This window comes from Neobacillus niacini, from assembly GCF_031457145.1.
Classification (GTDB): domain Bacteria; phylum Bacillota; class Bacilli; order Bacillales; family Cytobacillaceae; genus Neobacillus; species Neobacillus niacini_J.
Genome location: NZ_JAVDVZ010000005.1, coordinates 232,634 through 255,597, shown reverse-complemented (window position 1 = coordinate 255,597; position 22,964 = coordinate 232,634). Strand labels below are relative to the sequence as shown.

At 36.9% G+C, this 22,964-nt stretch carries 25 protein-coding genes; 6 read left to right on the top strand and 19 right to left on the bottom strand.

All coding sequences use genetic code 11. From position 1 onward, the window contains the following. Window positions 1-47: 47 nt before the first annotated feature. From J2Y03_RS14770 to J2Y03_RS14760, 3 genes are all read left to right on the top strand, one after another. Window positions 48-1,817: a spermine/spermidine synthase domain-containing protein gene (locus J2Y03_RS14770; protein ID WP_310195370.1), complete on the top strand. Its 1,770-nt coding sequence runs from the start codon at window positions 48-50 to the stop codon at window positions 1,815-1,817. Window positions 1,818-1,966: 149 nt separating this feature from the next. After that, a complete protein-coding gene (gene speD, locus J2Y03_RS14765; protein ID WP_310195368.1) occupies window positions 1,967-2,347 on the top strand; it encodes an adenosylmethionine decarboxylase in 381 nt (126 codons plus the stop codon). A 29-nt stretch (window positions 2,348-2,376) separates the two neighbouring features. Next, a complete protein-coding gene (locus J2Y03_RS14760) occupies window positions 2,377-2,823 on the top strand; it encodes a hypothetical protein (protein WP_310195366.1) in 447 nt (148 codons plus the stop codon). 64 nt (window positions 2,824-2,887) lie between these two features. Here J2Y03_RS14760 and minD read toward each other — a convergent pair whose 3' ends face one another. The 19 genes from minD to J2Y03_RS14665 all read right to left on the bottom strand — a co-directional run bounded on the left by minD (window position 2,888) and on the right by J2Y03_RS14665 (window position 20,423). Further along, on the bottom strand, window positions 2,888-3,691 hold the full coding sequence (gene minD / locus J2Y03_RS14755; protein ID WP_132088838.1) for a septum site-determining protein MinD: 804 nt from the start codon (window positions 3,689-3,691) through the stop codon (window positions 2,888-2,890). Between the two features lies 1 nt (window position 3,692). Beyond that, a complete protein-coding gene (gene minC / locus J2Y03_RS14750; protein WP_310195363.1) occupies window positions 3,693-4,373 on the bottom strand; it encodes a septum site-determining protein MinC in 681 nt (226 codons plus the stop codon). Window positions 4,374-4,689: 316 nt separating this feature from the next. After that, entirely contained in the window at window positions 4,690-5,208 is a 519-nt protein-coding gene (gene mreD / locus J2Y03_RS14745; protein WP_132088846.1) for a rod shape-determining protein MreD, read from the bottom strand. Then, window positions 5,205-6,086, bottom strand: a complete 882-nt coding sequence (gene mreC, locus J2Y03_RS14740) for a rod shape-determining protein MreC (RefSeq protein WP_310195362.1) — start codon at window positions 6,084-6,086, stop codon at window positions 5,205-5,207. The genes mreD and mreC overlap by 4 nt, the downstream gene beginning before the upstream one ends. 42 nt (window positions 6,087-6,128) lie before the next feature. Further along, window positions 6,129-7,151: a rod shape-determining protein gene (locus J2Y03_RS14735; protein ID WP_310195361.1), complete on the bottom strand. Its 1,023-nt coding sequence runs from the start codon at window positions 7,149-7,151 to the stop codon at window positions 6,129-6,131. Window positions 7,152-7,307: 156 nt separating this feature from the next. Next, complete coding sequence (gene radC, locus J2Y03_RS14730; RefSeq protein WP_310195360.1) at window positions 7,308-7,997, bottom strand: RadC family protein; 690 nt, start codon at window positions 7,995-7,997, stop codon at window positions 7,308-7,310. Window positions 7,998-8,038: 41 nt separating this feature from the next. Continuing rightward, entirely contained in the window at window positions 8,039-8,608 is a 570-nt protein-coding gene (locus J2Y03_RS14725; protein WP_310195359.1) for a Maf family protein, read from the bottom strand. A 230-nt stretch (window positions 8,609-8,838) separates the two neighbouring features. Further along, entirely contained in the window at window positions 8,839-9,930 is a 1,092-nt protein-coding gene (locus J2Y03_RS14720) for a hypothetical protein (RefSeq protein ID WP_310195357.1), read from the bottom strand. Window positions 9,931-10,045: 115 nt separating this feature from the next. Next, window positions 10,046-10,471 (bottom strand): type II secretion system protein, encoded by a 426-nt coding sequence (locus J2Y03_RS14715; protein ID WP_310195355.1) that lies wholly within the window; start codon window positions 10,469-10,471, stop codon window positions 10,046-10,048. Between the two features lie 38 nt (window positions 10,472-10,509). Continuing rightward, a complete protein-coding gene (locus J2Y03_RS14710) occupies window positions 10,510-11,268 on the bottom strand; it encodes a pilus assembly protein PilO (RefSeq protein ID WP_310195353.1) in 759 nt (252 codons plus the stop codon). Further along, window positions 11,265-12,050 (bottom strand): PilN domain-containing protein, encoded by a 786-nt coding sequence (locus tag J2Y03_RS14705; protein ID WP_310195351.1) that lies wholly within the window; start codon window positions 12,048-12,050, stop codon window positions 11,265-11,267. Before J2Y03_RS14705 ends, J2Y03_RS14710 begins: the two co-directional genes overlap by 4 nt. Continuing rightward, window positions 12,050-13,045 (bottom strand): type IV pilus biogenesis protein PilM, encoded by a 996-nt coding sequence (gene pilM, locus J2Y03_RS14700; RefSeq protein ID WP_310195349.1) that lies wholly within the window; start codon window positions 13,043-13,045, stop codon window positions 12,050-12,052. The genes J2Y03_RS14705 and pilM overlap by 1 nt, the downstream gene beginning before the upstream one ends. Before the next feature lie 18 nt (window positions 13,046-13,063). Then, the gene (locus J2Y03_RS14695) at window positions 13,064-13,819 is read right to left on the bottom strand and encodes a prepilin peptidase (protein ID WP_310195347.1); all 756 of its coding nucleotides are present in this window, start codon (window positions 13,817-13,819) and stop codon (window positions 13,064-13,066) included. Further along, window positions 13,819-14,241, bottom strand: coding sequence for a prepilin-type N-terminal cleavage/methylation domain-containing protein (locus tag J2Y03_RS14690; RefSeq protein ID WP_310195346.1), 423 nt, complete (start codon window positions 14,239-14,241; stop codon window positions 13,819-13,821). The genes J2Y03_RS14695 and J2Y03_RS14690 overlap by 1 nt, the downstream gene beginning before the upstream one ends. 141 nt (window positions 14,242-14,382) lie before the next feature. Further along, the gene (locus tag J2Y03_RS14685) at window positions 14,383-15,588 is read right to left on the bottom strand and encodes a type II secretion system F family protein (protein ID WP_310195345.1); all 1,206 of its coding nucleotides are present in this window, start codon (window positions 15,586-15,588) and stop codon (window positions 14,383-14,385) included. Further along, window positions 15,581-16,630, bottom strand: a complete 1,050-nt coding sequence (locus J2Y03_RS14680; protein WP_310195344.1) for a type IV pilus twitching motility protein PilT — start codon at window positions 16,628-16,630, stop codon at window positions 15,581-15,583. The genes J2Y03_RS14685 and J2Y03_RS14680 overlap by 8 nt, the downstream gene beginning before the upstream one ends. 13 nt (window positions 16,631-16,643) lie before the next feature. Next, entirely contained in the window at window positions 16,644-18,305 is a 1,662-nt protein-coding gene (locus tag J2Y03_RS14675) for a GspE/PulE family protein (protein WP_310195343.1), read from the bottom strand. 18 nt (window positions 18,306-18,323) lie between these two features. Continuing rightward, entirely contained in the window at window positions 18,324-19,625 is a 1,302-nt protein-coding gene (locus J2Y03_RS14670) for a G5 domain-containing protein (protein WP_310195342.1), read from the bottom strand. A gap of 24 nt (window positions 19,626-19,649) precedes the next feature. Beyond that, entirely contained in the window at window positions 19,650-20,423 is a 774-nt protein-coding gene (locus tag J2Y03_RS14665) for a hypothetical protein (RefSeq protein WP_310195341.1), read from the bottom strand. A 265-nt stretch (window positions 20,424-20,688) separates the two neighbouring features. On the opposite strand from J2Y03_RS14665, the gene J2Y03_RS14660 reads away from it, so the two are divergent. From J2Y03_RS14660 to J2Y03_RS14650, 3 genes are read left to right on the top strand one after another with little or no spacing between them, the layout of a single operon-like run. Further along, a complete protein-coding gene (locus J2Y03_RS14660) occupies window positions 20,689-21,138 on the top strand; it encodes a prepilin-type N-terminal cleavage/methylation domain-containing protein (protein ID WP_310195339.1) in 450 nt (149 codons plus the stop codon). Between the two features lie 13 nt (window positions 21,139-21,151). Further along, the gene (locus tag J2Y03_RS14655) at window positions 21,152-21,628 is read left to right on the top strand and encodes a prepilin-type N-terminal cleavage/methylation domain-containing protein (RefSeq protein ID WP_310195338.1); all 477 of its coding nucleotides are present in this window, start codon (window positions 21,152-21,154) and stop codon (window positions 21,626-21,628) included. After that, entirely contained in the window at window positions 21,628-22,926 is a 1,299-nt protein-coding gene (locus tag J2Y03_RS14650) for a hypothetical protein (RefSeq protein ID WP_310195336.1), read from the top strand. The genes J2Y03_RS14655 and J2Y03_RS14650 overlap by 1 nt, the downstream gene beginning before the upstream one ends. Window positions 22,927-22,964 lie beyond the last annotated feature (38 nt).

Here is a 22,964-nt window from a genome sequence, read left to right as displayed (position 1 = left end):
GGCTTATCCATATAATGACTGTAACTTACAATTAGAGGTGAATATATTTGTCTAACAGTCACAAAGATCATTCTTATCGTGGGGATATTTACGATTTAATTGAGCTGAACCAACTATTATCTGGTCCTCACCAAATTCTTTTTGAGAGGAAGAGTCCATACCAGGACGTGCTTTTGATAGAAACGAAAAATATCCGTTTATACTGGAACAATCAATTAATGTGGAATTCCATGGATGAACGGATTTATTACGAAGCTCTTGTTCATCCGGCTTTTGTCATATCAGACAAGCACGAACGTGTCTTAATCATCGGTGATGAATGCGGAATGGCATTGCGCGAAGCCCTCAAATATGCAGATGTGAGCCATGTTAGTTTCGTGCCCCTACCTGGTGAAACCCTTTTAGCTGCGCAGAAAACACAAGAAATTTCTGAAATAAATGAAGGTTCTTTTTTTGATAAACGTGTTCAAATTATCAAGAGTAACATTCATGACTTCTTCAAGAAAGAACAGCAGCCATTTGATGTGATAATCGTGGATCTTCCTGATCCAGAAGCCAAGGAAAGAAGCAAAATGTATACAACAGAATTCTATAGAAAATTATCCAATCTCCTAACCGATGACGGTATATTGGTTTCACAGTCCGCATCACCTGAAGATACCCCGGTGGTTTACTGGAGTATTGAAAAAACTATACAAAGCGCTTCCCTTCACACTCTTAACTATCATGTTAATATTCCATGGTTTGGAGACTGTGGATTTCACCTTGCCGGGAAGAAAGTTCTAAAGTGGTGTGGAGAGAAAATAAATACCCCAAACCGTTCATTACCAAAAAACATAAAAACATGGTTTACTTTTTCGCAGCAGTTAATGTCATACAAAAAACAAGCTGTTGTCAACTCAATAAATTGCTTACGCCTATGTAGATTCCTCCCGAATAATGCTCAAGATCCGGAAGAAGTGAGAGAACTTCGTCATCTGCTCTCCAATTCCCACCGTGTACTTTATGAAGGAGGAACATCGGGAGATCGTGTATTAGTGTTGGAGACTAAAGATGTGCGTTTATATCTAGATAAGCAGCTTCAATTTAGTTCTTTAGATGAAAAAATCTATCATGAGGCTCTTGTTCATCCGGCACTTTCCATGGTTCCAAAAAGGGAACGTATTCTAATTGCAGGTGGCGGGGATGGATTTGCCATTCGCGAGGTTCTTAAATATCAAGATGTTAAGCATATTGACTTAGTAGACCTCGACCCATTAATGATCCACATCGCCCGTAATATACCTAAAGTAGCATCCCTAAACAAAAGAGCACTCCATGATAAACGGGTATCCGTCCATCAGAAAGATATCCAGGTATTTCAAAAAGAACAAAATGAACCTTATGATGTCATCATTGTGGACTTGCCAGACCCAGGTGATGAACTATTGAGCCGATTGTATACGGTAGAATTTTTTAGCCAATTATCCAATCTACTAACGGAAGATGGCATTCTAGTCTGTCAATCTCATTCACCGGGGTATGCTCCATTTGTGTACTGGAGTATTGGATTATCACTTAAAGGGACTGGAATGCATATCAGGAGCTACCATACCGATGTTCCTTCATTTGGGGATTGGGGCTTTCACTTGGCCTCAAAAAAGCAGCTGCAATCATTGAACAGAAAAGTATTTGTCCCGAATCAAACACTCCCGGAAGACCTGTCCAGCTTATTTAGCTTCCCATCAAAATCCCGGTCTGTTCGAGAGAATTCACATATGAATACCTTGTCAAACCTAAAACTACAAGAAATTTATAAACAAGAACTACGAAGGTAACTTACCAAAAAGGCTCTACTCTGAATATGAGTAGAGCACCTTTTTGGAAATTATATTATTTCTATAAAACTTGGACAACCGTACAATTTATTTTTCCATAAATCCCATACGATAACTTATAAAGGAAAACGGAGGGGAATGATGAGACTTTGACCATAGAAGGAAAGCATATTATCATTGATGCATTTATGTGCGATTCTACTCATTTAAATGACATCAAATTTTTACAAGAAATGTGTAAAAAAGTGGCAATGGATGCAAATATGGAGATTCTGTACTCTTACTTCCACCAATTTCAGCCACAAGGTGTGACAGGGGTACTTGTTTTATCCACTTCTCATTTGTCCATTCATACCTGGCCTGAAGAGAGGTATGTATCATTAGATTTTTATACATGCGGAACTCAAGAACTGACTCCTCAAGTGGAATATCTGATAAAAGAATTGTCTTCCAAGCATGCAATGGTTTACTCCATTTCCCGCGGCGTTTCTTATCCTCAACTGATTATGTGTGAAGAACTAGACAGTTGAAATTTGAAAATCAACCAAGGTGAATAAATATGAGAATAAAAAACGTAAAGCCATATACTTTCGGATCACTATATAAACAAGATGACCCTGATGGTAAAATCATTCCTCTTGCGGCTGGAAACCTAATCGATTTTACAATTGCCGGTCCCTACCAAAATACTTGGCCAGATATTGCAACCAATAGAATTACAGTTTACAAGTCAGGTGTCTATCAAATTACAGCAGATGTATCTGTCATGCTAGAAGAAGAACATTGTGCTGTATTTAACATCAACCTCAGTGCTGATGGCTCTGAACCACTTACTGGTTCTACCTTTGATGCGATTGGCATAAATACCGTCACAGGAAAAACAGTTCAAGCTTTTTTGAATGCTGGCGATGAAATCGGAATTTTCATTGCTGAAACTTTTGCTCCTAGAGGTAGATTGCCAAGATATAATCGTGCAGCATTAACTCTTCATTTACTCGATTATTAGGATCAAATATAGCTAATGATATATGAAAAAACCTGTCCACTTTTATGCGGGCAGGCTTCATTTATTATCGAACACCAAAGAACTGTTTAATTTTACCAAACACACTTTTGTTTTTGTCTTCTAGCGGCTGCAATGGAATGGATTCCCCTAGAATACGTCTAGCGATATTGCGGTAAGCAATCGACGCTTTGCTATTTGGATTTAAGGCAATCGGTTCACCGTGATTGGATGCTTTGATGACTTCCTCATCATCTGCGACAATGCCAATTAGCTCAATCGATAAGTGCGCGGTGATTTCATCGACATCTAACATATCTCCGCTTTTCATCATATGATTTCGAATTCGGTTAATCACCAATTTCGGTGACTCGACTGTCTTAACCTTTTCAAGTAGACCAATGATTCTATCAGCGTCACGTACTGCTGAAACTTCAGGCGTGGTGACGATGATCGCCCGGTCAGCTCCAGCAATGGCATTTTGGAAGCCCTGTTCAATTCCTGCGGGACAATCAATAATAATATAATCATAGTCTTGCTTAAGTTCATTCATTAGTTTGAGCATCTGTTCTGGCTTAACAGCTGATTTGTCAACCGTTTGCGCTGCTGGCAGCAAATACAATAAATCTTCGAATCTTTTATCTTTAACCAATGCTTGATGGATTTTACATCTTCCCTCAACCACATCCACAAGGTCATATATGATTCGATTTTCCAGCCCCATTACGACATCTAAATTTCGAAGGCCAATATCTGTATCTACTAAACATACTTTTTTGCCTTGAAGGGCCAATGCTGTACCTATATTAGCAGAAGTCGTGGTTTTTCCGACGCCGCCTTTACCGGATGTAATTACTATTGCCTCTCCCACATTAATGTCCCCCTTCTAATCTATTTAAATTAGGCCTTAAATTTATTAAAACTTGCAATCTATCTACGATGATTTGATGGTTATCGTCGATGTATGCACATTCCATTTCACGTTTTTCATTGTTTTGAACTTTATCGGGTGAACGATTAATACAATCGTGAATTCTCAGCTGGGAAGGCTGCATGCTTGAAGCTGCTATAACCGCTTGATCATTTCCAAGGACACCTGCATGGGCAATTCCCTTTAATGCACCCATGATAAAAATATTACCGCCAGCAATCACGGTTCCACCTGGGTTTACATCCCCAATGAGCAGTAAATCTCCAGGAACCTCTAATACTTGTCCGGATCGGATAATTCGAGCCACGGTAACGACTTCATTTTCCGCTTTAAGCTTATCGGATTCTGCTCTGGTGACAACATTGGATTCAATATCATCGACCACTAAATTCTTCTTTTGAAGAATAAGATTTTTTATTTCTTCTCGCTGAGCATCACTTAAATATCGATTGCCAACATCGACTTTTACACGGGTTAATTGACGCTCAGCTTGAGTTTTTTGGTTTGCCGAAAGTTTTTCATCGAGCTCCTTTTGCAGCTCCTCAAAGGAACAGCTATCATCAAGATGAAGGACAATTCCATCCTTCGTACCTTTAATCGTAACATTTTGTCGCTTTTTCATGGAGAAAACTCACCTCAAATAATAAGAAACGCATTCGTGCCCAGAAATTGGCACCCACCAAGCCATAGACACACTTTTATTATACAATTCGACACGCTTTATGTATTCTCCTTTTTTAAAAAGGCTTTATTCGTAAAGATTGTTGTTAAAATCTTAAAGCCGATTTTAACGTAGAAATAGCTATTTTGCACTTTAGAATATAGTTTACAGGCTCTTTTCTTATTAAATTAATGCTATTTTCTGCGCAAACTTAGCACAATCAATTAATTTTGTTCTAAATAGTAACAAAGTTTAAGAAAGAGCCTTAAAAAAGAATTCATTCATCTCGTAAACTTTCCGCAAAACTTTCAAAATAGCGCTTTAAAGGATATGCAGCAATCAAAAGAAAAGCTGCATTTAAAATGAGTGAAGCATAAAAGCGTATCTCCAAAAAGCTCATGAATTCGAGCGTGGTAATATGAATTAAAAAGTTCATTTCATAGACACCCAATTCAAGTAAGGCAATCCCCACTAGTGATACTAGAAAGGCGACAATAATATTCGTCTGCAATACATGCATGATTTTCGAAATAAGGTACGCAATGAATGGAAAAAGGAAAAAGTAAATACCGATAATTTCAATCCAGATGATATCAAAGAGCAATCCAAAAATAGCAGCATAAATAATTCCATATTTCCTGCCCGAATAGATAGTAAGAAACAATATTCCCGCAAATAGGAAATGAGGGACCAAAATGTAGTTACGACCAAATACCTCAGGAGGGATATATTGGACAAACAAGCTCTCTAATAGGAAAAGGAATAGAAACAAAAGAGGAAGTAGGAATTTCTTCACAAATCCTCCTCCTCTCCTTCGCCCATATCCGCTGCAGCAGGCTGAGTCATGGTTCTGGTAATCACAATGATGTTTTCTAAATCGTAAAAATCCGCACCTGGTTTGACTAAGGCTGTTTGATTCAATCCATATTGGTCTGGCTTAACATCAATGACTTTACCAATTTGCAAGCCCTGAGGGAATACTCCGCCGAGGCCAGAGGTGATAACATTTTGTCCCTTTTTAATTTCAACCCCTGAAGGAATTGCTTTGATTAATAACGCTTTTTTCTCTTTATCGTAACCCTCAACAAGGCCAAATACATTCGTTTCGCCTTGAACGATTGCTGAAATCCGATTTTTCGGATCCATTGCGCTTAACAATTGAACCGTTGAGCTAAACTGATTAACTGTTTTGACTTTGCCAATTAGGCCATGTGCAGTAATAACCGCCATATTTTTTTTAATTCCGTCTGTTTTCCCTTTATTGATAATAATCATTTCATGCCAACGATCAGGGTTTCTACCTATTACAGTTGCTTGTAAAGGTTCAAAATCTCTCAGGGTCTCTTCTTCACCGAGAATATCACGCAGCTCTTTATTATCCTTTTCCAGCTCCTGTACCTGTGCTTCAAGGCTAACAAGTTTCTCCATTCGTGATTTTAATTCTTTATTCTCTTCATATGTATTTTGCAAGTCCTGAAGATTTTCAAAAAAACCTGCAACTAAATGAGCAGGCTTTGAAACCAGGGATTGAACCCAGCCGGCAGTATCCTTTAAGAATTGCTCTGGCCAGGTTAGTTTACTTCTCTCCCTTAACGAAAACCCAATCAATGCCACGAGAACAATAATGCTTACCAGCAAAACGATCAATCGTTTATTCAAAAAGAACTGTGGCATGATTATACACCTCTATTTTTCTCTAAATAGTTACTCTCGTCGTTATCTTGTATCTTTCGCTTTGTTTTTGAATAATTGAATATGATCTAAGGCTTTTCCAGTACCTATTGCTACACAATCAAGCGGGTTTTCAGCAATTAGGACAGGCATATTCGTTTCTTCACTAATTACCTTGTCCAAATTTCGAAGCAAAGCGCCTCCGCCTGTTAATACAATTCCTCGGTCCATAATATCTGCAGCAAGCTCTGGCGGCGTTTTTTCTAATGTATTTTTAACAGCCTCGACAATCGCAAAGACCGTATCTTTTAAGGCAGCACCAATTTCTTTCGCTGTGATTTCAATGGTTTTTGGCAACCCAGTTAATAAATCACGTCCGCGTATTTCCATATTATCGATTCCCTCAGAATCACCAGCAGAACCGACTTCCAATTTAATTGCTTCTGCAGTACGTTCCCCAATCATGAGGTTGTAATTTTTCCGGATAAAAGAAACAATCGACTCGTCCATTTCATCCCCACCAACGCGAATCGATATGCTCGTCACGATACCGCCTAACGAAATAATCGCTACTTCGGTTGTACCACCACCAATATCAACTACCATGCTGCCAGTCGGCTCCCATACAGGCAGGTTGGCACCGATTGCAGCCGCAAATGGTTCCTCAATCGTATAAGCGTCCTTGGCACCAGCTTGACGGGTAGCGTCAATCACTGCTCTTTCCTCTACAGCCGTTATCCCTGATGGAACACAAACCATTACATACGGCTTACCAGAGAAAATGCTCTTACTTTTTAATGCTTGACGAATATGGTATTTCATCATGGTTGCTGTTATTTCAAAATCAGCAATAACACCATCCTTCATTGGTCTCATTGCAATCACATTACCAGGTGTACGTCCAATCATGTTCTTCGCATCGTTACCAACCGCAACAATGGATTTCGTGTCTGTTTGCATAGCCACAACAGATGGCTCTCTTAATACAATCCCTTTACCTTTTACATAAACAAGGGTATTTGCTGTCCCCAAGTCAATTCCAAGGTCTCTAGTCCCAATTCCAAACATAGTTGTATCTCCCTTTCTGATACGAAAATAACAAAAGGTAAGTAAAAATACCTTCTAATCCATGTATTTTTTCTAGTAATTTATATCGTTAACGCGAAAGATGTCCTGAAAAATCATAACCATTATTATATCCTAACGTCAAATAAAATCATAGTATTATAAATAGCCTTTTTCCTTGAGAGAGACAAATTTATTTTCGCCGATAATCAAATGATCGAGCACGTCGATGCCTATCATTTTTCCGCATTCCACAAGCCTCTTGGTTACTTCAACATCTTCACGGCTCGGAGCGGGGTCCCCTGAAGGATGATTATGGAGACAAATAATGGAAGCAGCAGAGCGTTTTAAGGCTTCTCGAAAGACCTCGCGTGGGTGCACGATGCTAGCGTTTAAGCTTCCAATAAATATGGTTTGCTTGTGGAGCACTTGGTTTTTCGTGTTGAGGTATAAACAAACAAAATGCTCTTGTGATAGAAAGCGCATGTCATTCATCACATAATTGGCACCATCTTCAGGTGAGCGAATCACATAGCGATCTGTATAATTTAAGTTGGCAATCCTTCTGCCAATTTCAACGGCTGCGAGAATTTGGATAGCCTTTGCTTGCCCTATTCCTTTAATTTCAGTCATTTCTTCTAAGGTCGCTGCTTTTAAAAGCCGTAAGCCTTCAAAATTTGTCAACAAGCGATTGGATAATTGGAGAACCGATTCATCCTTTGTACCCGTTCTAAGTAAAATCGCAATTAATTCATGGTTCGATAAACTCTCGGGACCATTCTGAATAAAACGTTCTCTCGGTCTTTCGTCTTGAGGGAAATCACGGATCATTAATGAATTAGTGGACATTCTATTTCCTCCCTATAATAGGGGAATTAATGAACTAGCCATTATGACAACTGGTAGCCCAGCCTTTTTAATTCGCGATAGGTCCTAGCTGACGGCAGGCCGACAACCGCAAAATAATCTCCATTAATTTTTTTGACAAGCATGCTTCCAAGCTGCTGAATGCCATATGCCCCTGCTTTATCAAGCGGTTCACCACTTTGTACATATGACTTGATTTCTTCGTCCGTTAACTCCCAAAACCAAACTTCTGTTCTTTCATAAAAACGTGCTGTCCCATTCGGAGACAAAATGGACACACCTGTGTAAACTTCATGCTTTCGACCAGAAAGCACTTTTAACATCCCAATGGCGTCTTTTTCATCAATTGGCTTACCTAACACTTGACCATCGGCAACGACAATCGTGTCTGAACCTATGACAAAGGAGCTAGGATTTTCTTTAAAAATCACCTGTGCTTTTCGCTCGGCAAGATCCATGACTATATCCTCTGGAGAAAGCGCTGGATCAAAGCTTTCATCTACTTCACTACTTGAAATCGTGAATGATAATCGGAGGTTTTCTAGAAGTTCTTTTCGCCGTGGAGAAGAAGAGGCTAAAATGAGGTTCTGCATTCAATCACCTTACCTTTTGCATCAATTAGGGAGATACATGTTAATCCTATCAGAATTTGTAGAAGCAAACAATTTTTATATCATTAAAGTTCGAAGAAATATGTCAGATTATACAAAGAAATCCCGGAAGTAAAATTCAAAATATTTCGATATCATCCAAAAATGCCCGTCTCATCTAAGACAGGCATGGGGAGGGAAATAATTTCCCGGAAAATATCAGGTTTTGTCGATTACAAGGAATAATAGACTGATAAATAGTTTAATAAATGCTGTTGTGCTTCAACCAAACTATCTTTATTCTTCTTTTCTTGAAATGCCTCAACCTTTGTAAGTGCACTCGATAATTCCTCATTTAGAGTTTTTACCTTTTCATTTTTCAGCTCTTTTGCACCTTGTTTCAATTGTTTAGACGTGCTTGTGACTTCTTTACTAAAATCTGATGAAATACTGCCAGTAACCATAGCATTGGATGTAACCTTTGACAACTGTTGAAAAATGGCAGGTGCAGCTTCTAAAAAGCTTTTTTCACTATCATTTATATCTGATACAGTCTTTTCAGCAATGGGAATTTGTTTTGAAAACACATCCTCAAACCCATTTGTTTTATACTGTGTTCCTAACCCCTTGGCGATTTCAATCGAGTCTGCTACACCTAAAAACAAATACTCTTTATTGTCCATTGTAAGCGTTTGGGCTGGTAAACCTTTTCCTTTAGCCTGACTAGCTGCATCAGAAGCTGCATCTTTGGTCGTAAAAGCTCCACCTTGAACGATAAACGCAGTTTGAGCACCTAAGACGATGGAAGTACTCTTTCCACCAGTGTTGTTTTCGGAACCTTTATCTGATCCCTTATCTACAACCACTGGCTCTGTTACAGCTGGTTTACTACTATCAGTATTAACTAACTTTAGCATAAGGAGCCCAAGGCTAGTCCCAATCAAGATAGCAAATATAGCTGTTATTAATATGGATTTAAACACGCCACCATTCCGCTTAGTGGAAAAAGTGGTGAACGCTACAGGTTTCTTACTTCCGCTCTTTTTCTGCTTCTGATTTTGGCTACTTACTATTTTGTATTCCTGAATATCCTGATCAGAAGATTCAGGTATGATCCAGTCAAAGCTTTCATCATCGATAGGCTCCTTGGCAGCGGCAGTTTCTAAAAATATATCCTGTTCGTTGAAATCCTCGTCGATTTTTATCACTTTATCAAAAGAATCTTTCGCAGGTTCTTTTTCTTTTTGAATGGGCTCTTCTGAGAAAGTCTTAGTTTCTCCGTTTAACTTTATTTTGATAGTATTGCCACGATTCGGCTTGTCCACTAACTCGTACTCCTCCCTCTACCAATAGCAATTTCTACCATCCTATCACAAAGACAAAAAAAAATAACAAGACTTTTGTCGTCTTGTTATACAATGCTTTCGCCAATTTTTTTACTTATTTGATATTAATAAGGTCTACTGAGATTTTGTCAATCTCAGAGTAGAGGTTGCGGTTCTCTCCATTTAGAAAAACTTTAGTGACTTTTCCATCTATTACTTCAACATAAGTTTCATCTGAAGGCACTAATACCTCACCTGAATAAGGATCGTAGAATTCATTAATATAATTTGTTTTATATAAATCCTCATAAGTGATTTTCTTTAGGCTATTTCTGTCTACTACTTTTTCATCATTAAGATATAAATCAGCTGCATGCACAATCGCTAATGCATTATTAACAAAGGTCTTATCTTTTGAATTAGCGATTACATTCGAAATCGAAAGAAGTCCAATTGATGCAATAAAACCTAGGATAACAATTACTGCCAGCACTTCCACAAGTGAATATCCTTTTTCATTGAAACAACTTATTATTTTCATATAAAAACCCTTTTTAATTGGTATTTAGAAAAGTATTTCTAGTTAACCTCTGAAAATGCGCTTAACGGATTTTTCTTATTCGCCGGTGCCGGAGCATCGATTTTTGGAAGTTCAGCCATTAAGTCTTCTAAACCTGGCAGATAATAGGCAGAAACGGTAAGAGTGTATGTTAATGGTTCATTAGCTTTTTCCGAATCAAGTGATGTTATTTCTTCTTTACCAGTGTAATTAATTGATTCAACAACAACAATTCGCTTTAATGATTCAAGAGTTGAAATGAATTTTTCAATATCTTCATACTTAGGTGATTCAATACTTAGATTGACTGTCAGTTTCTTTAGACCAGTTGCGGGTGCAGGAGCCACTTGCTCAGCTGTAGCTTCTTTTACTGTTTCAACCTTAGGAGTTTCTGTACCCTCTGTATTCTCAGTTGCAGGTGGAGGTTCTGTCGGAAGTGTTACATCAACATCCTTTGAAAAACTCATTGAACTAATTTTACTATTTGAAACGTTTTCTGCTTTTTCAAGGTCTAAAATAAACTGTTCTTGTAATGGTGTAACAGGAACCTTTTTTTGTAGTTCTCTTGTATCTTCTGTTACTTTTTTTGTTTCATCTAGCTTTTCTTGAGTATTGGATTCTAGTAGTTTTTGCTCAGAAGCCAATGTTTGCTCTTTTGAAGTTAAATCCGATTTTAATGGTGAAAGTTTAAAGAATTGAGCAAAAACGAATAGTAATACAATGAGAAGAATGCCAACCAATAAAATAAGTTTATGTTTTTTTGAAAAACTTAGTTTCATGATTGTGTCACTCCTTCCTCATCATCGCCGCCTTTATTGAGTAGCTTTTTAATGGTTTCTTTATTAAATTTTATTTCATATTGTCCAATGTATCTAGGTAATACCTCTGCTTCCTCTGTTTGCTCTTCATTGGCGGCAGTTGCTTCGGCAGTATCAGTAGATTTAGGATCAACCGGAGTTATTATGATACTATTTGGGTTATTGGGATCAGTACTAACAACTATTGATTGATTATTAACAACCGTACTAGTTGGTTGACCCTCTGTGGTCTGATTTGCTGTTGTTGTTTCTGTTGCTTCTGTTTGTTCTTTTGCAGTCAATGAATTAAGGCTAGCATCGTCAATCCACTCTGAATCAAGTAAACTATCTAAGAAATACGCAGCTTCTCGACTACTATCAAATTGAACGGTAAGACTCACGGTTCCAACCTCGGTATAAGCAAAAGTTTGAATAAAACCACGTTCCGGCAGCAACCCTGTAAGATGCTGCATGACAGGAATTGTTTGAATCGGATAGCTATTTGCCCATTCAACGGCACTTTTTAAAAGAGTAACAGACATCGCAGATTCATTTATATGTGCATTTTTTTCTTCTATTTCTGCCAACTTTTTTGTCGTAGAGATCTGTTGGTCGACATTAGCAATATCATTTTTAGTAGATTGAATCTGAAGGAAGTAAAACGTCCCAACAGTTAGAAAAATAACCACCACAGCAGCTAATGCAATCAGAAAGCTTGTTTTTCTCGGTTCCTTTTGGGGAAGCAGGTTAATTTCTACTAACATCATTTCACCTCTTTTAAAGCGAGACCTAGAGATAATAATAGATTAGCTGGTACGCTTCCAGTTTTACCTTTTTCATCTGATTCAAGTTCAATCATCTCTACAGGTATATCAAATCTTTCTTCCATTTCTTCATATATCGCTGTTAACATCGGATGGTCACCATTTAAGAGAAATTTCGTAACATCCCTTTTTTCGTTCGATAATGTATAGCGATAAAAATCTACTAACTTATTAATTTCATTCAGAATATCTTCAAACTGCATCACTAATTCATCAGTTTCACCAGTAAATTTAAAAACCATTCTACCAGCAGTATCCTGTTTGATTTCCCATTTTTCGATATCGAAAGGTAAAGGGAACTGTCGCATAACTAGTGGAACGGTTTCCTCAAAAATACATAAATTAACACTCGTCAAATCAAACTGAACAGTAAACAATACTTCCTTTTCTTTGGATTGACCAAGTTGATAATACAATCGATACAAGGCAAGCGGAGAAATTTCCGCAGCAATGGGTGTTAGCTTCAGACTAGAAAATACCTCTGCATATTCCATTACATTTTGTTCCGGAGCAGCAAACAAAAGTAATTCCCTAGTTTTCCCGTTATCGGCAAGAGGAAAGTAATCGAAAACAGGCTCTTCAAATGGTAAATGAATACTCGAGCCAAGTTCCAAATACAAATATCCTTTGATCTCATCCTCTTGAATATCAGCAGGGATAGAGACTTTACGTATAATAACTAGTGGATCAGGAACAATGAACCGAACCTGACGACCCTTAATTTTCCATTCATCAATACATTCTTCAAGTATATTTGCTAATGTATCACTATCAGTAATCTTCCCATCAGTAATGACACCAGGAGGAAGGAAGCGTTCGCACCATTTTTGTGCAGCAGGGGGATTCGCTTGTTTTAATTCAACAAAGCGAACGGAATGGTCATTTAGTACCAGGTTGACTATTCGATTTTTTGACGAAAAGAGGGAAAATGCCATAATAATAACCCCTTACATTTAAAATCCATTATATAAAAAATTTAAATACAAATCGATGAGTTCCGATCCCCAATAATAGGCCGTCAACGTCCCGGCTGCAATAAATGGACCGAACGGAATCGGCTGCCGCCTTTTTACAATTCTAAAAAGTAGCCCCAAACCGCCAATGACGGCTCCAAATAAAGTAGAAAAAAAGAATGATAATAACACAAGTTTAAGCCCTAACACGAAACCAAGTAAGGCATAAAGTTTTACATCTCCAAAGCCCATCCCGCCTTTACTAACCAAAGCGACAACAAGAAGAAGTGTAAAACCGGTTATTGCACCGAGCAGGCTGTCCCACCATGGTGAAAGCGGCAAAAATATCCGTTCCAATAAAAAAATCCCTGCAAACCAGATCAAGATCTTATCAGGGATGATCATATAGTGAATATCAGAAACGATGATTATGATAAACATCGATATTAGTGTTAAAGCAACTAATAATTCTCCGGACCATCCAATCACAAGTGGTGCTGTTGCAAGCAAAATGCCAGTCAATAATTCAAAAAATGGATAGATAGGAGAAATCCGCGACTGACAGCCGCGGCATTTCCCTTTTTGGAACAAATATGAAATTACTGGTATCAGTTCATATGGTTTCAATTGATGCCCACAATTTGGACAAGCAGAGCGTGGGGTGACAATTGATTGTTTTAATGGTACTCTTAGGCCCACAACATTAAAGAAAGAACCTAGAATAATACCATAGATAATTATTAAACTGTAAATCATTATTTAGCTTTTTCAATAAGAGTTGCTTCATTAACACCAGCGGCATCTGCAACTTTACCAAAATTTTTCAACGTATAGGTATATTTACCCACTGTGCTACCTGTTGCTTTATCTACTGTAACTGAAAATCCTGTTGCAGGTTTACCCTTAGCATCAGAAACACTATCTAGATACTCCTTTAAATCCGTGTCAGTTAAATTCTTCGGAGCCGCAACATTTTCGTTGGCAACATACAATTTTGCAGCATTAATGATTTGTAAACCTGACTGAGCCTCAGCCTTAGCATCAGACTTACTGATAACATTTCCAATTGCAGGGATTGCAATTGCAGCTATAATCCCTAAAATAACAATTACTGCTAATAATTCAATCAAAGTAAAACCTTTTTGTTCTTTAAGTTTTAAACCTAATTTATTTACCATTTTTACATCTCCCTCTGGTTCTATGAACCTAGTAATATTTCTCTATGAGTATACAATAAATGTAAGCTAATGAAAAGAGAATTATAACATATTTTGTCTTATTTTTAACCTATTTGTAATATTTACTAATATCTTGTTACATTAACTCATTTGATCAAACATTGAGAACATCGGCATCATAATCGATAACACAATAACTCCTACAACACCTGCAAGAAAAACAATCATAATTGGTTCTATGAGGGATTTAAGTCTATCTGTTCCTTGTTCTACTTCTTTCTCATAGAATTCAGCTATTTTTGAAAGCATTGCATCCAATGCACCTGTTCCCTCACCAATTGATATCATTTGCGTGACGAGCGGAGGAAATGCCCAATGGTCCATCATTGGTTCAGTCATAGAACGCCCTTTCTCAAGGGAATCACGTGATTCTCGAATAACCTTAGCTATGACTTCGTTCTCGACTACCTTTTCAACAATCGACATTGCCTGTAATATCGGAACCGAACTGGAGAATAAAGAACTAAGCGTTCTCATCATTCGAGCTAGTGCTGCTTTTTGCAGCATAGTTCCAAATATCGGCATCCTCAAGAGAAAATAGTCCAAATAATACTTTGTTTTTTTATTTTTCTTCATATACATGATCGAAAATACGATGGAAAATAAAAATAGAAGTATAAGCCACCAGAACGATTGCATAAAGCCACTAGCACTTAAGACAAATTTCGTTATACCTGGCAGTTCAGCACCCATATCTGCAAACATCGTTACAAATGTTGGAACAACTCCAACTAATAGAAATATGACTGCACCAATGGCCAGGATTCCAATAACTGCAGGGTATGTCAAAGCAGACTTCACTTTAGCTATAGTATCATGCTGCTTTTCAAAATCATCAGCAAGCTTTTCCAGTGTCTCATCCATATTCCCTGCAACTTCTCCAGCTTTAACCATGTTTATGAACATCGAATTAAAAATCTTTTTATGTTTTGCAACTGAATCTGAATATGGATTGCCCTCACGCAATTCTTGCTCCACAGCTAATAAAGCCTTTTTCAGTGCCTTACTCTCTGTCTGGACTGCTAGAATCCCGGTAGCCTCAACTAATGTTACTCCCGCTTTAATTAAGGTAGCAAATTGCCGTAAATAAATAACAAAGTGCTGAAGCTTAACAGGATTTCCTATTGATAGGTCCTTTGTCATAAGGGTTTCCGGAACCTCTTTCATTTCTATAACCCTGATTCCTTCTTCTTTCAACTTAACCATTGCTTCTCTTCTTGAAGCAGCGGTAACTGTCCCCTCTTTTTTTCCACGGCGATCTCGACCTGAATATTTATATCTAGCCATCCAGCATCATCTTTTCTTGTAGATATTTGTTTGCTGCTTCTTTTTGAATAAGATTTCGGTCAATTAGGTCTTTTATGCTCATTTCTAATGTGTGCATTCCCTGTGCACGAGAAGTTTGCATCGTACTTTGGATTTGATGTATTTTCTCATTTCGAATTAAATTGGCAATCGCCGGATTATTAACCAAAACTTCTGTCGCTGCTTTCCTTCCTTTTTTATCAACGGTAGGAAACAGACGCTGTGAGATAACTCCTACTAAAACAGAGGCTAACTGGACACGTATTTGCGGCTGCTGTGCCGGTGGAAATACGTCAATAATACGGTTGATGGTTGATGGTGCACTTGAAGTATGCAGTGTACCCAACACAAGGTGCCCAGTTTCTGCAGCTGTAATTGCTATTCCTATAGTTTCTAAATCACGCATCTCACCAACAAGAATAATGTCAGGATCTTGACGTAGGGCTCCCTTTAAGCCATTTGCATACGATTTTGTATCAAAGCCAACCTCACGCTGATCAATGATTGAATTCCCATGCTTGTGTAAATATTCAATAGGGTCTTCAAGTGTAACGATATGCTTACGCATTGTCCGGTTTACATAATCTATCATAGACGCAAGTGTTGTTGATTTACCACTGCCTGTTGGACCTGTGACAAGAATAAGTCCCTGTGGTTTCTCAACTAGTTCAGGAACAATTTTAGGCAGGTCTAATTCCTCTATAGTTGGCGTTTTCGAAGCTACAACCCTTAATGCAAGTGACACACTTTTCCGTTGATGGTAGGCATTAACACGGAAACGGGACACTCCTGGAATACCATAAGAGTAATCGAGTTCTCCTTTTTCTTTGAATAAATCATACATGTTTTCCGGAATGGTAATTTTGGCAATTTCTTCTGTGTCTGCTGGAAGCAGTATATCCTTACCGTAACGTTTTATATCCCCGTGAATACGAAAGATTGGCGGAACACCGACGGTAAGATGGATATCAGATGCTTTAAATTCAAGTGCTGCCCTCAATATATTCTCGATTTTTTCTCTCATATTTTTCGTTCTCCTACTCCAAAATGGCTACACGTAATACTTCTTCTGTGGTAGTTAAACCTTGTTTTACTTTTAACAAGCCATCATCAATTAAAAAGATGGTTTTATTTTTAATTGCATGTTCCTTCAGCTTTCCAAAGGAATCATCATTCATAATGACCCTGCGCATATCATCATTCAAGACGAGCACTTCATGAAGGGCGATCCGACCTTTATAGCCTGTCATATTACAAGAAGGACAACCTTTACCGCGTGTGATTTTATCAATCTTCATCCCACGGCGTGCAAAAATATCGATTTCACGCTTAGTAGCTGCTTGTACCTCGGCACAATCCCTACATACCTTTCTTACCAACCGTTGGGCAACAATTCCACTTAAGGAAGAGGCAAGCAAAAACGGCTCCACTCCCATATCAATCAATCTTGTTACTGTTCCTAATGAATCATTCGTGTGTAAAGTGCTTAACACTAAGTGACCAGTTAATGAGGCTCGCACTGCAATCTCTGCCGTATCTTTATCACGTATTTCTCCCACCATGATGATATTAGGGTCCTGGCGAAGAATCGAACGTAGTCCTGCAGCAAATGTCATACCAACATTGGTATTAACCTGGATTTGGTTGATTCCTTCCAACTGATATTCCACTGGATCCTCAATCGTAATTATGTTCACTTGTTCGCTGTTCAATTTATTAAGAGCAGCATAAAGCGTAGATGATTTACCAGACCCTGTTGGACCAGTAATCAAAACAATCCCTGTCGGCTGCTCAATCATTTCAGAAAACCTTTTTAGATTTAATGCATTAAACCCGATTTTGTTTAAATCATTTAATGTGGCACCCATGTCTAAGATCCGCATAACGATTTTCTCACCGTAAACAGTTGGCAAAGTCGAAACACGAAGATCAATTGGATGAAAATCGAGATTTATTTTAATACGACCATCCTGCGGGATACGATGTTCGGTAATATCAAGATTCGACATAATCTTGATTCTAGCAGTTAGCACACTTTGCATATGCCTTGGAAGAACCCGTTCTATACGTAGTACTCCATCAACGCGGTAGCGAATAACCACCTTCGTTTCCTGTGGATCAATATGAATATCACTGGCTTTTTGAATAACAGCATTGTTTAAGATTTGATTAACTAAGCGAACAATCGGTGAGTCAAGGTCGGTGACATCGTCGTCTCGTCCCCGTTCACTTGATGTCAATTCATCAAAAAGTTCTTCTAGTCCCTCATCGACATTGTAGTATTTATTAATTGCCCTTAAAACATCGTCTTTGGTAGCAATAACGGTTTCAATTTGGAAGCCCGTTGAAAGACGAAGATCATCAATAACGATAAAATCCATCGGATCGACCATTGCCACGTAAAGCTTATTTCCCTCTTTTTTTAGAGGAATAATCAGGTTTCGTTTCGCTGTTTCCTTGGATATCAGCGAAAAAAGATTGGTATCGAAAGGATATTGTATAAGGTTTACATGAGGGATTCCAAGCTGATATTCGAGCACTTCTGCTAACTGCTGATCGGTAATATACCCTCTTTGCAATAAGGCATCACCGATTTTTTGATTCGGTGCCTTTTCAGCCAAAACCGTTTGCAGTTGATCAGGTGTGATTAACCTTTCCTCAATTAACAAATCTCCAAGTCTTTTTCGGCTCTGTTTCATTTCATATCACTTCTGACTTTATTTAGGTTGTTCATTTGGTTTCCCCCAAAGGCCAGAATCGGGATCTTGCTGCTCATCAACCGATTCTGGCGGAGTCTGAATAGCATTTGGATCTGGACTTTCTGCAGGGGCGCTTCCAGCAGGAGTAGCAGTCCCTTGTTCTGTTCCTGTTAGCCCATGGATTTCAACACGGTAGACAGGTGGGTAATAGTCCTCTGATAATAATTCACTAGTAATCATTTGTGTCCCTTGATAGGTTTCTCGGTAAATTCTCACAATTTGCCCATCCAAACCATTTGTTTGCACCTTCGTTTGGCCAGGAAGGAGTAAAGGACTATATTGAACAATGGTTTTTGGTTTTAATTGCTGTTCGTCTTTTTTGCTAATTTTATAATCGTAAAGAAACTTTTCTCCTTTAAGGGTAACGATGAGATGATTATTATCTAATTTTAATTCTACTGTATATGGAGTTGTATTTGGATTACCAATGATTAAGTCTGACCCATCAGCCACATTAGCCTTTGCTTCAAATCCTACTGCTGTAAACATTGGAAGTGCATTACTGATACTTCTTTCCATAATTTTAAAATTTGTAGGTAAGATTGATTGATAGATTCCCGTGGCAATAAGACTTAAAGAAGATGAACTCTCAATCTTTTTCTGTTTTGCAAAGTCGAGCAAGGAAAAAGTCGCACCTTCAGCAATCTGCATTTCAGGGTTTGCCGTAACAAATGCTTCTAAATCATTCGGGACTTCTGTTAACAGAACAATCGCCTTACTTATAACATTATCTTTATTACTAGCATCAGCAAGTAAATAATCCTTATTCAAATTAAAAATAAAAGAGCCTGATTCAAACTTTGATGCTGTATTTGTTAAATCTGTTTTAAGCTTCGTAAGTTCAAGTACGTTAACGTCAAGTTGTGGAAATTGGAGTTGAAATTGATCCTGGACAGGCATTATATCAATGTTCATTGAAACAGTATTATTTTGTCCGTCCTTAATAGAATAGACCGATTGGGCAGCATCGAAACTAAAAAGGTTTACATCAAATGGTACAATTTTCTCACTATATTGCAGTTCAAATTTTGTATTCTTTACCCACTCCACATATTTCTCTTCTAATAAGGAAATCGTTTCACTTTCTGATTTTCCAGAAATGTCTATTGAACCAATTGTCGTTCCTACTGAGTATTTTCCATCAGACGTATTGGTTAAACTTTCGAATGCTTTAACACCAAAATGTGAAGAACTAAAAATAACTGCCGTGCTTAAAAAAAGTACAACAAATAATTTAATGAATGGTCGATGTTTGCTCAAGCTTTATGCCCCACTTCTTAATAGTTACTTTTGTAATTCAAGTACTTTCTTAGGTTTGCTTTCATCATTGTCAGATGTTGCCGCTACCTCTTTATCAGCAAATAATTCGTCTAATTCAAAATCTTCGAATTGAGTTTCTTCGAATGTGTCTTTTTCTTCATCCTTAATCACAGTTAATTCTGCTAGCTCATCCAGCCAGCTTTCCTCATCAAGTGATTCGACCTTTCCGACTTGCAATTCTACCTTTTTTTCCTCCGGACTTTCCTCTAGTAAACTTTCAATATCCGATAAATAACCAACTTCAAGTTCTGCATCATCTAAGATTTCCTCATTATCGCTTTCTATCTCTCGATCTTGTAAAAAGGAAATGTCTTCATCTAAAGAATCAACTGAAAGAGGATCTACTTCTAGTTTATTTACAGAAGAAGATGTGCTGATTTCCAATTCAGATAAATCCATTAATTCTATATCTGACGTTTTCTCTGTTTTTATTGTATTAATAGATGTAGATTCACTACCCTCAATATCATCTTCTTCTATGAACTGCTCTTTCGTTTTATAGATAACTTTCCCAAGACGACTGTCCATTATATAGGATACAAAGAAGGAGAGTACTAGTAACATGATTAATGTTTGCCCTACCGGAAAAGCTGCTGTTGATGCAAGTCCTCCCAATGCTAACAACCCACTAGAGACAACTACTACAATTTTTCCTTTTGTCGTGTATCCAAGTGGTAATAAAAAATGAATCAACAACATCAAAAGCATAGTACCTAATACCCAAATAACTGTTAGCATTAATCCACATCCCTATTAGTAGTGCGTATTTATTAATAAACTACATTTTTTTACAAATAATTATATTTTTTATCGTTAATTACTAAAATTAGACAAAATTCGTCTACTAGATATTGTATAATACTTTTAGCTAGTTTAAAAGAAGCTGGAAAACAATTATAGGTATAAATCACTGAAATTTGTTATTTTTTGTCTAATAAATTTGATAAGATGTATCTAGACACAATGGAAAATAATTATATCTCCCTAGAAGGGATTTGAGTACATGGAAAATTTTAAAAGTGAAAAGGGCGTTACATTAATAGAAGTTATAGCATCAATTGCTATCCTATCAATTATTCTTATATCTTTTATGGGTATTTTTCCACAAATGGGCATTATGAATAAGAATAATGAAGATAAAACACAAGCTGTTAGTACTACAAAAGAAATACTAATTCATTGGCAAGATTCTGAGAACGTTAAAAGTTATCTTACATCCCCAACCCAGACATCTGTTGTGACTTCAGATGATCCAAATTTAGTTTTTATCAAAAATGATGGTGGCTATTATTACTTTGAAACAGTTAAGGATATATATAGGGTAAATATTAAAATTGCAAATTCACCTAATACTAATAGTTCAAAAATATATAAACTACATTCTATTCAAATAGAGCTTTTTAATAATAAAAACAACTTAGTTGGTGAAACATACGGTTTTATAAAGAGATAGGAGAGGATAGATTTTGAAACGAGGTAACCATGGCCTAACATTAATTGAAGTGTTAGCAACATTAACTATTCTTTCAATCGTGGGCGTAATAATTTGGAGCGTTTTTTTTCAAGGTTATAAATTTTCAAAAGAATCTATATCCAAAAACTTTATGATTCAAGAGACAAACATACTAATAACCAATTTAAAAAGAATACATCAAACTTCAGAAAATTATAGAATTGAAAATGATGATGGTAAAATTAACGTATATATTGATGGCAAGACTTCACCTGATGTATTTGCTCCTCCACAGATGCGATATGAAGTGGTGGTAAAGATTAAGAAAAAAGATGACGACAGTGCTCCTGCGATTATAGGGTCATCTGATTTAATTGTCCCAAATGATTATGACGTATACTTAGAAGTATTAACAAGTGAAAATGGAAAAAGAGAAAATAATATTTCGATAGATACATTTCTCTATCGATTAAGGGGCGTTGGATATTAATGGTAGATGGTAGGAATGAACAAGGTTATGCACTTGTTTCAGTTTTATTAATAATCGTAATTTTCTCTGTGCTATCACTATCCTTTATGGGACAAGCTTTCAGTAGTGTAAAGCAGAATCAAGAGGTTGAAAAAAATACGCAATCTGTTGCCATTTCTGAAATGGGAGTTTCGTATTACCAGGTAGCTATTCAAAATTTATTCGAACAGAAAAAAGATGAAGTTGCATTAAAAGTTAAAAATAATATATATAATCAGGGGGACGAGTCAAAGGTAATAGAATTTTTAAGGTCATCACTTGAAACAGGAATTAAGAATATTCCCGACCCTCCAAAAGTTGATGGTGACTCTTCTTTTAAACTCGATAAAGGATTAAATAAAATTAAGGTCACCTCATCAAATAATGAAATAAAAATGGAACTTTCTATATTAGGTACAAAAAGTGGAAAATCCACCTCCCTTCATACTGAAATGATAATCTACAATCTTTCAACAATAAAGATAAAAAGCACAAGTGTAGGAACACCAGAATTTGAATACAAGGAAATTGAACTTAAGAAATCCGATGTAACAGATGCAGGCTGTATAAATCCTCTATCCCTTGAAATTGATAAAAAAAGCAAGAAAAAGAGTGATGGTACAAACATTTGCTCTAAAGTATTTATTGATGAGCCTCTAACTGGGAAAATCTATAATGTGGCAAACCAAAATAAATTTGCAGTAAATAATACCTTATATTCTACTATTGATTTAACTTTAGATGGCAATTTTAATAACACACAAGTTTTGGATATTTATAGCAAATCTCTTACTTTAGGCGATAATTTTAACAATGGAGCTAACCTAAACATTGAAACAAAATATGATCTTACTTTTAGTAAAAATGTCCAAAACTTAAGTAATTCTAATTTCTATATTGGTGGCCATCTAATTGCGCCCGGTCAATTTGATTTAGAAAATGATTCACATGTATGGGTTAGAGGAACTAAAGCAACTGGTGATACTCATACAAAATCTAGAATTGAGAAAAAATTGAGAATTGATGCCACATCATCTATGTGTGTTAATGGAGACCTTGCAATTGAAGCTTTCAATAATTTTAATGGAAAATTATATATTAAAGGTATTGTAACGAATTTATCAGGACAAAAACTTGAACATGCTAATATTACCTATGTTACTGAATCAAATCAAAATTCATTTATTTCACAATGTGGAAAAACCTTTGACTCACCATCATCTGCTTCAATTGATTGGAAAGACACTTCCAATACCAATATAAATGAAGTTACCTATTAATTGTTTATAAATAATAAGAAGTGAGATATATGCTTTGT

Coding starts and splice junctions, on each gene's coding strand:
- mreC (WP_310195362.1), bottom strand. CDS start 6,086: ATGCCACAGTTCTTTTTGAATAAACGATTGATCGTTTTGCTGGTAAGC.
- radC (WP_310195360.1), bottom strand. CDS start 7,997: ATGTCCACTAATTCATTAATGATCCGTGATTTCCCTCAAGACGAAAGA.
- minC (WP_310195363.1), bottom strand. CDS start 4,373: ATGAAAAAGCGACAAAATGTTACGATTAAAGGTACGAAGGATGGAATT.
- J2Y03_RS14725 (WP_310195359.1), bottom strand. CDS start 8,608: ATGCAGAACCTCATTTTAGCCTCTTCTTCTCCACGGCGAAAAGAACTT.
- J2Y03_RS14715 (WP_310195355.1), bottom strand. CDS start 10,471: ATGAAAATAATAAGTTGTTTCAATGAAAAAGGATATTCACTTGTGGAA.
- J2Y03_RS14705 (WP_310195351.1), bottom strand. CDS start 12,050: ATGTTAGTAGAAATTAACCTGCTTCCCCAAAAGGAACCGAGAAAAACA.
- J2Y03_RS14675 (WP_310195343.1), bottom strand. CDS start 18,305: ATGAAACAGAGCCGAAAAAGACTTGGAGATTTGTTAATTGAGGAAAGG.
- pilM (WP_310195349.1), bottom strand. CDS start 13,045: ATGGCATTTTCCCTCTTTTCGTCAAAAAATCGAATAGTCAACCTGGTA.
- J2Y03_RS14690 (WP_310195346.1), bottom strand. CDS start 14,241: ATGGTAAATAAATTAGGTTTAAAACTTAAAGAACAAAAAGGTTTTACT.
- J2Y03_RS14760 (WP_310195366.1), top strand. CDS start 2,377: ATGAGAATAAAAAACGTAAAGCCATATACTTTCGGATCACTATATAAA.
- J2Y03_RS14660 (WP_310195339.1), top strand. CDS start 20,689: ATGGAAAATTTTAAAAGTGAAAAGGGCGTTACATTAATAGAAGTTATA.
- J2Y03_RS14650 (WP_310195336.1), top strand. CDS start 21,628: ATGGTAGATGGTAGGAATGAACAAGGTTATGCACTTGTTTCAGTTTTA.
- J2Y03_RS14685 (WP_310195345.1), bottom strand. CDS start 15,588: ATGGCTAGATATAAATATTCAGGTCGAGATCGCCGTGGAAAAAAAGAG.
- J2Y03_RS14680 (WP_310195344.1), bottom strand. CDS start 16,630: ATGAGAGAAAAAATCGAGAATATATTGAGGGCAGCACTTGAATTTAAA.
- J2Y03_RS14665 (WP_310195341.1), bottom strand. CDS start 20,423: ATGCTAACAGTTATTTGGGTATTAGGTACTATGCTTTTGATGTTGTTG.
- J2Y03_RS14695 (WP_310195347.1), bottom strand. CDS start 13,819: ATGATTTACAGTTTAATAATTATCTATGGTATTATTCTAGGTTCTTTC.
- J2Y03_RS14710 (WP_310195353.1), bottom strand. CDS start 11,268: ATGAAACTAAGTTTTTCAAAAAAACATAAACTTATTTTATTGGTTGGC.
- J2Y03_RS14735 (WP_310195361.1), bottom strand. CDS start 7,151: ATGTTTGGAATTGGGACTAGAGACCTTGGAATTGACTTGGGGACAGCA.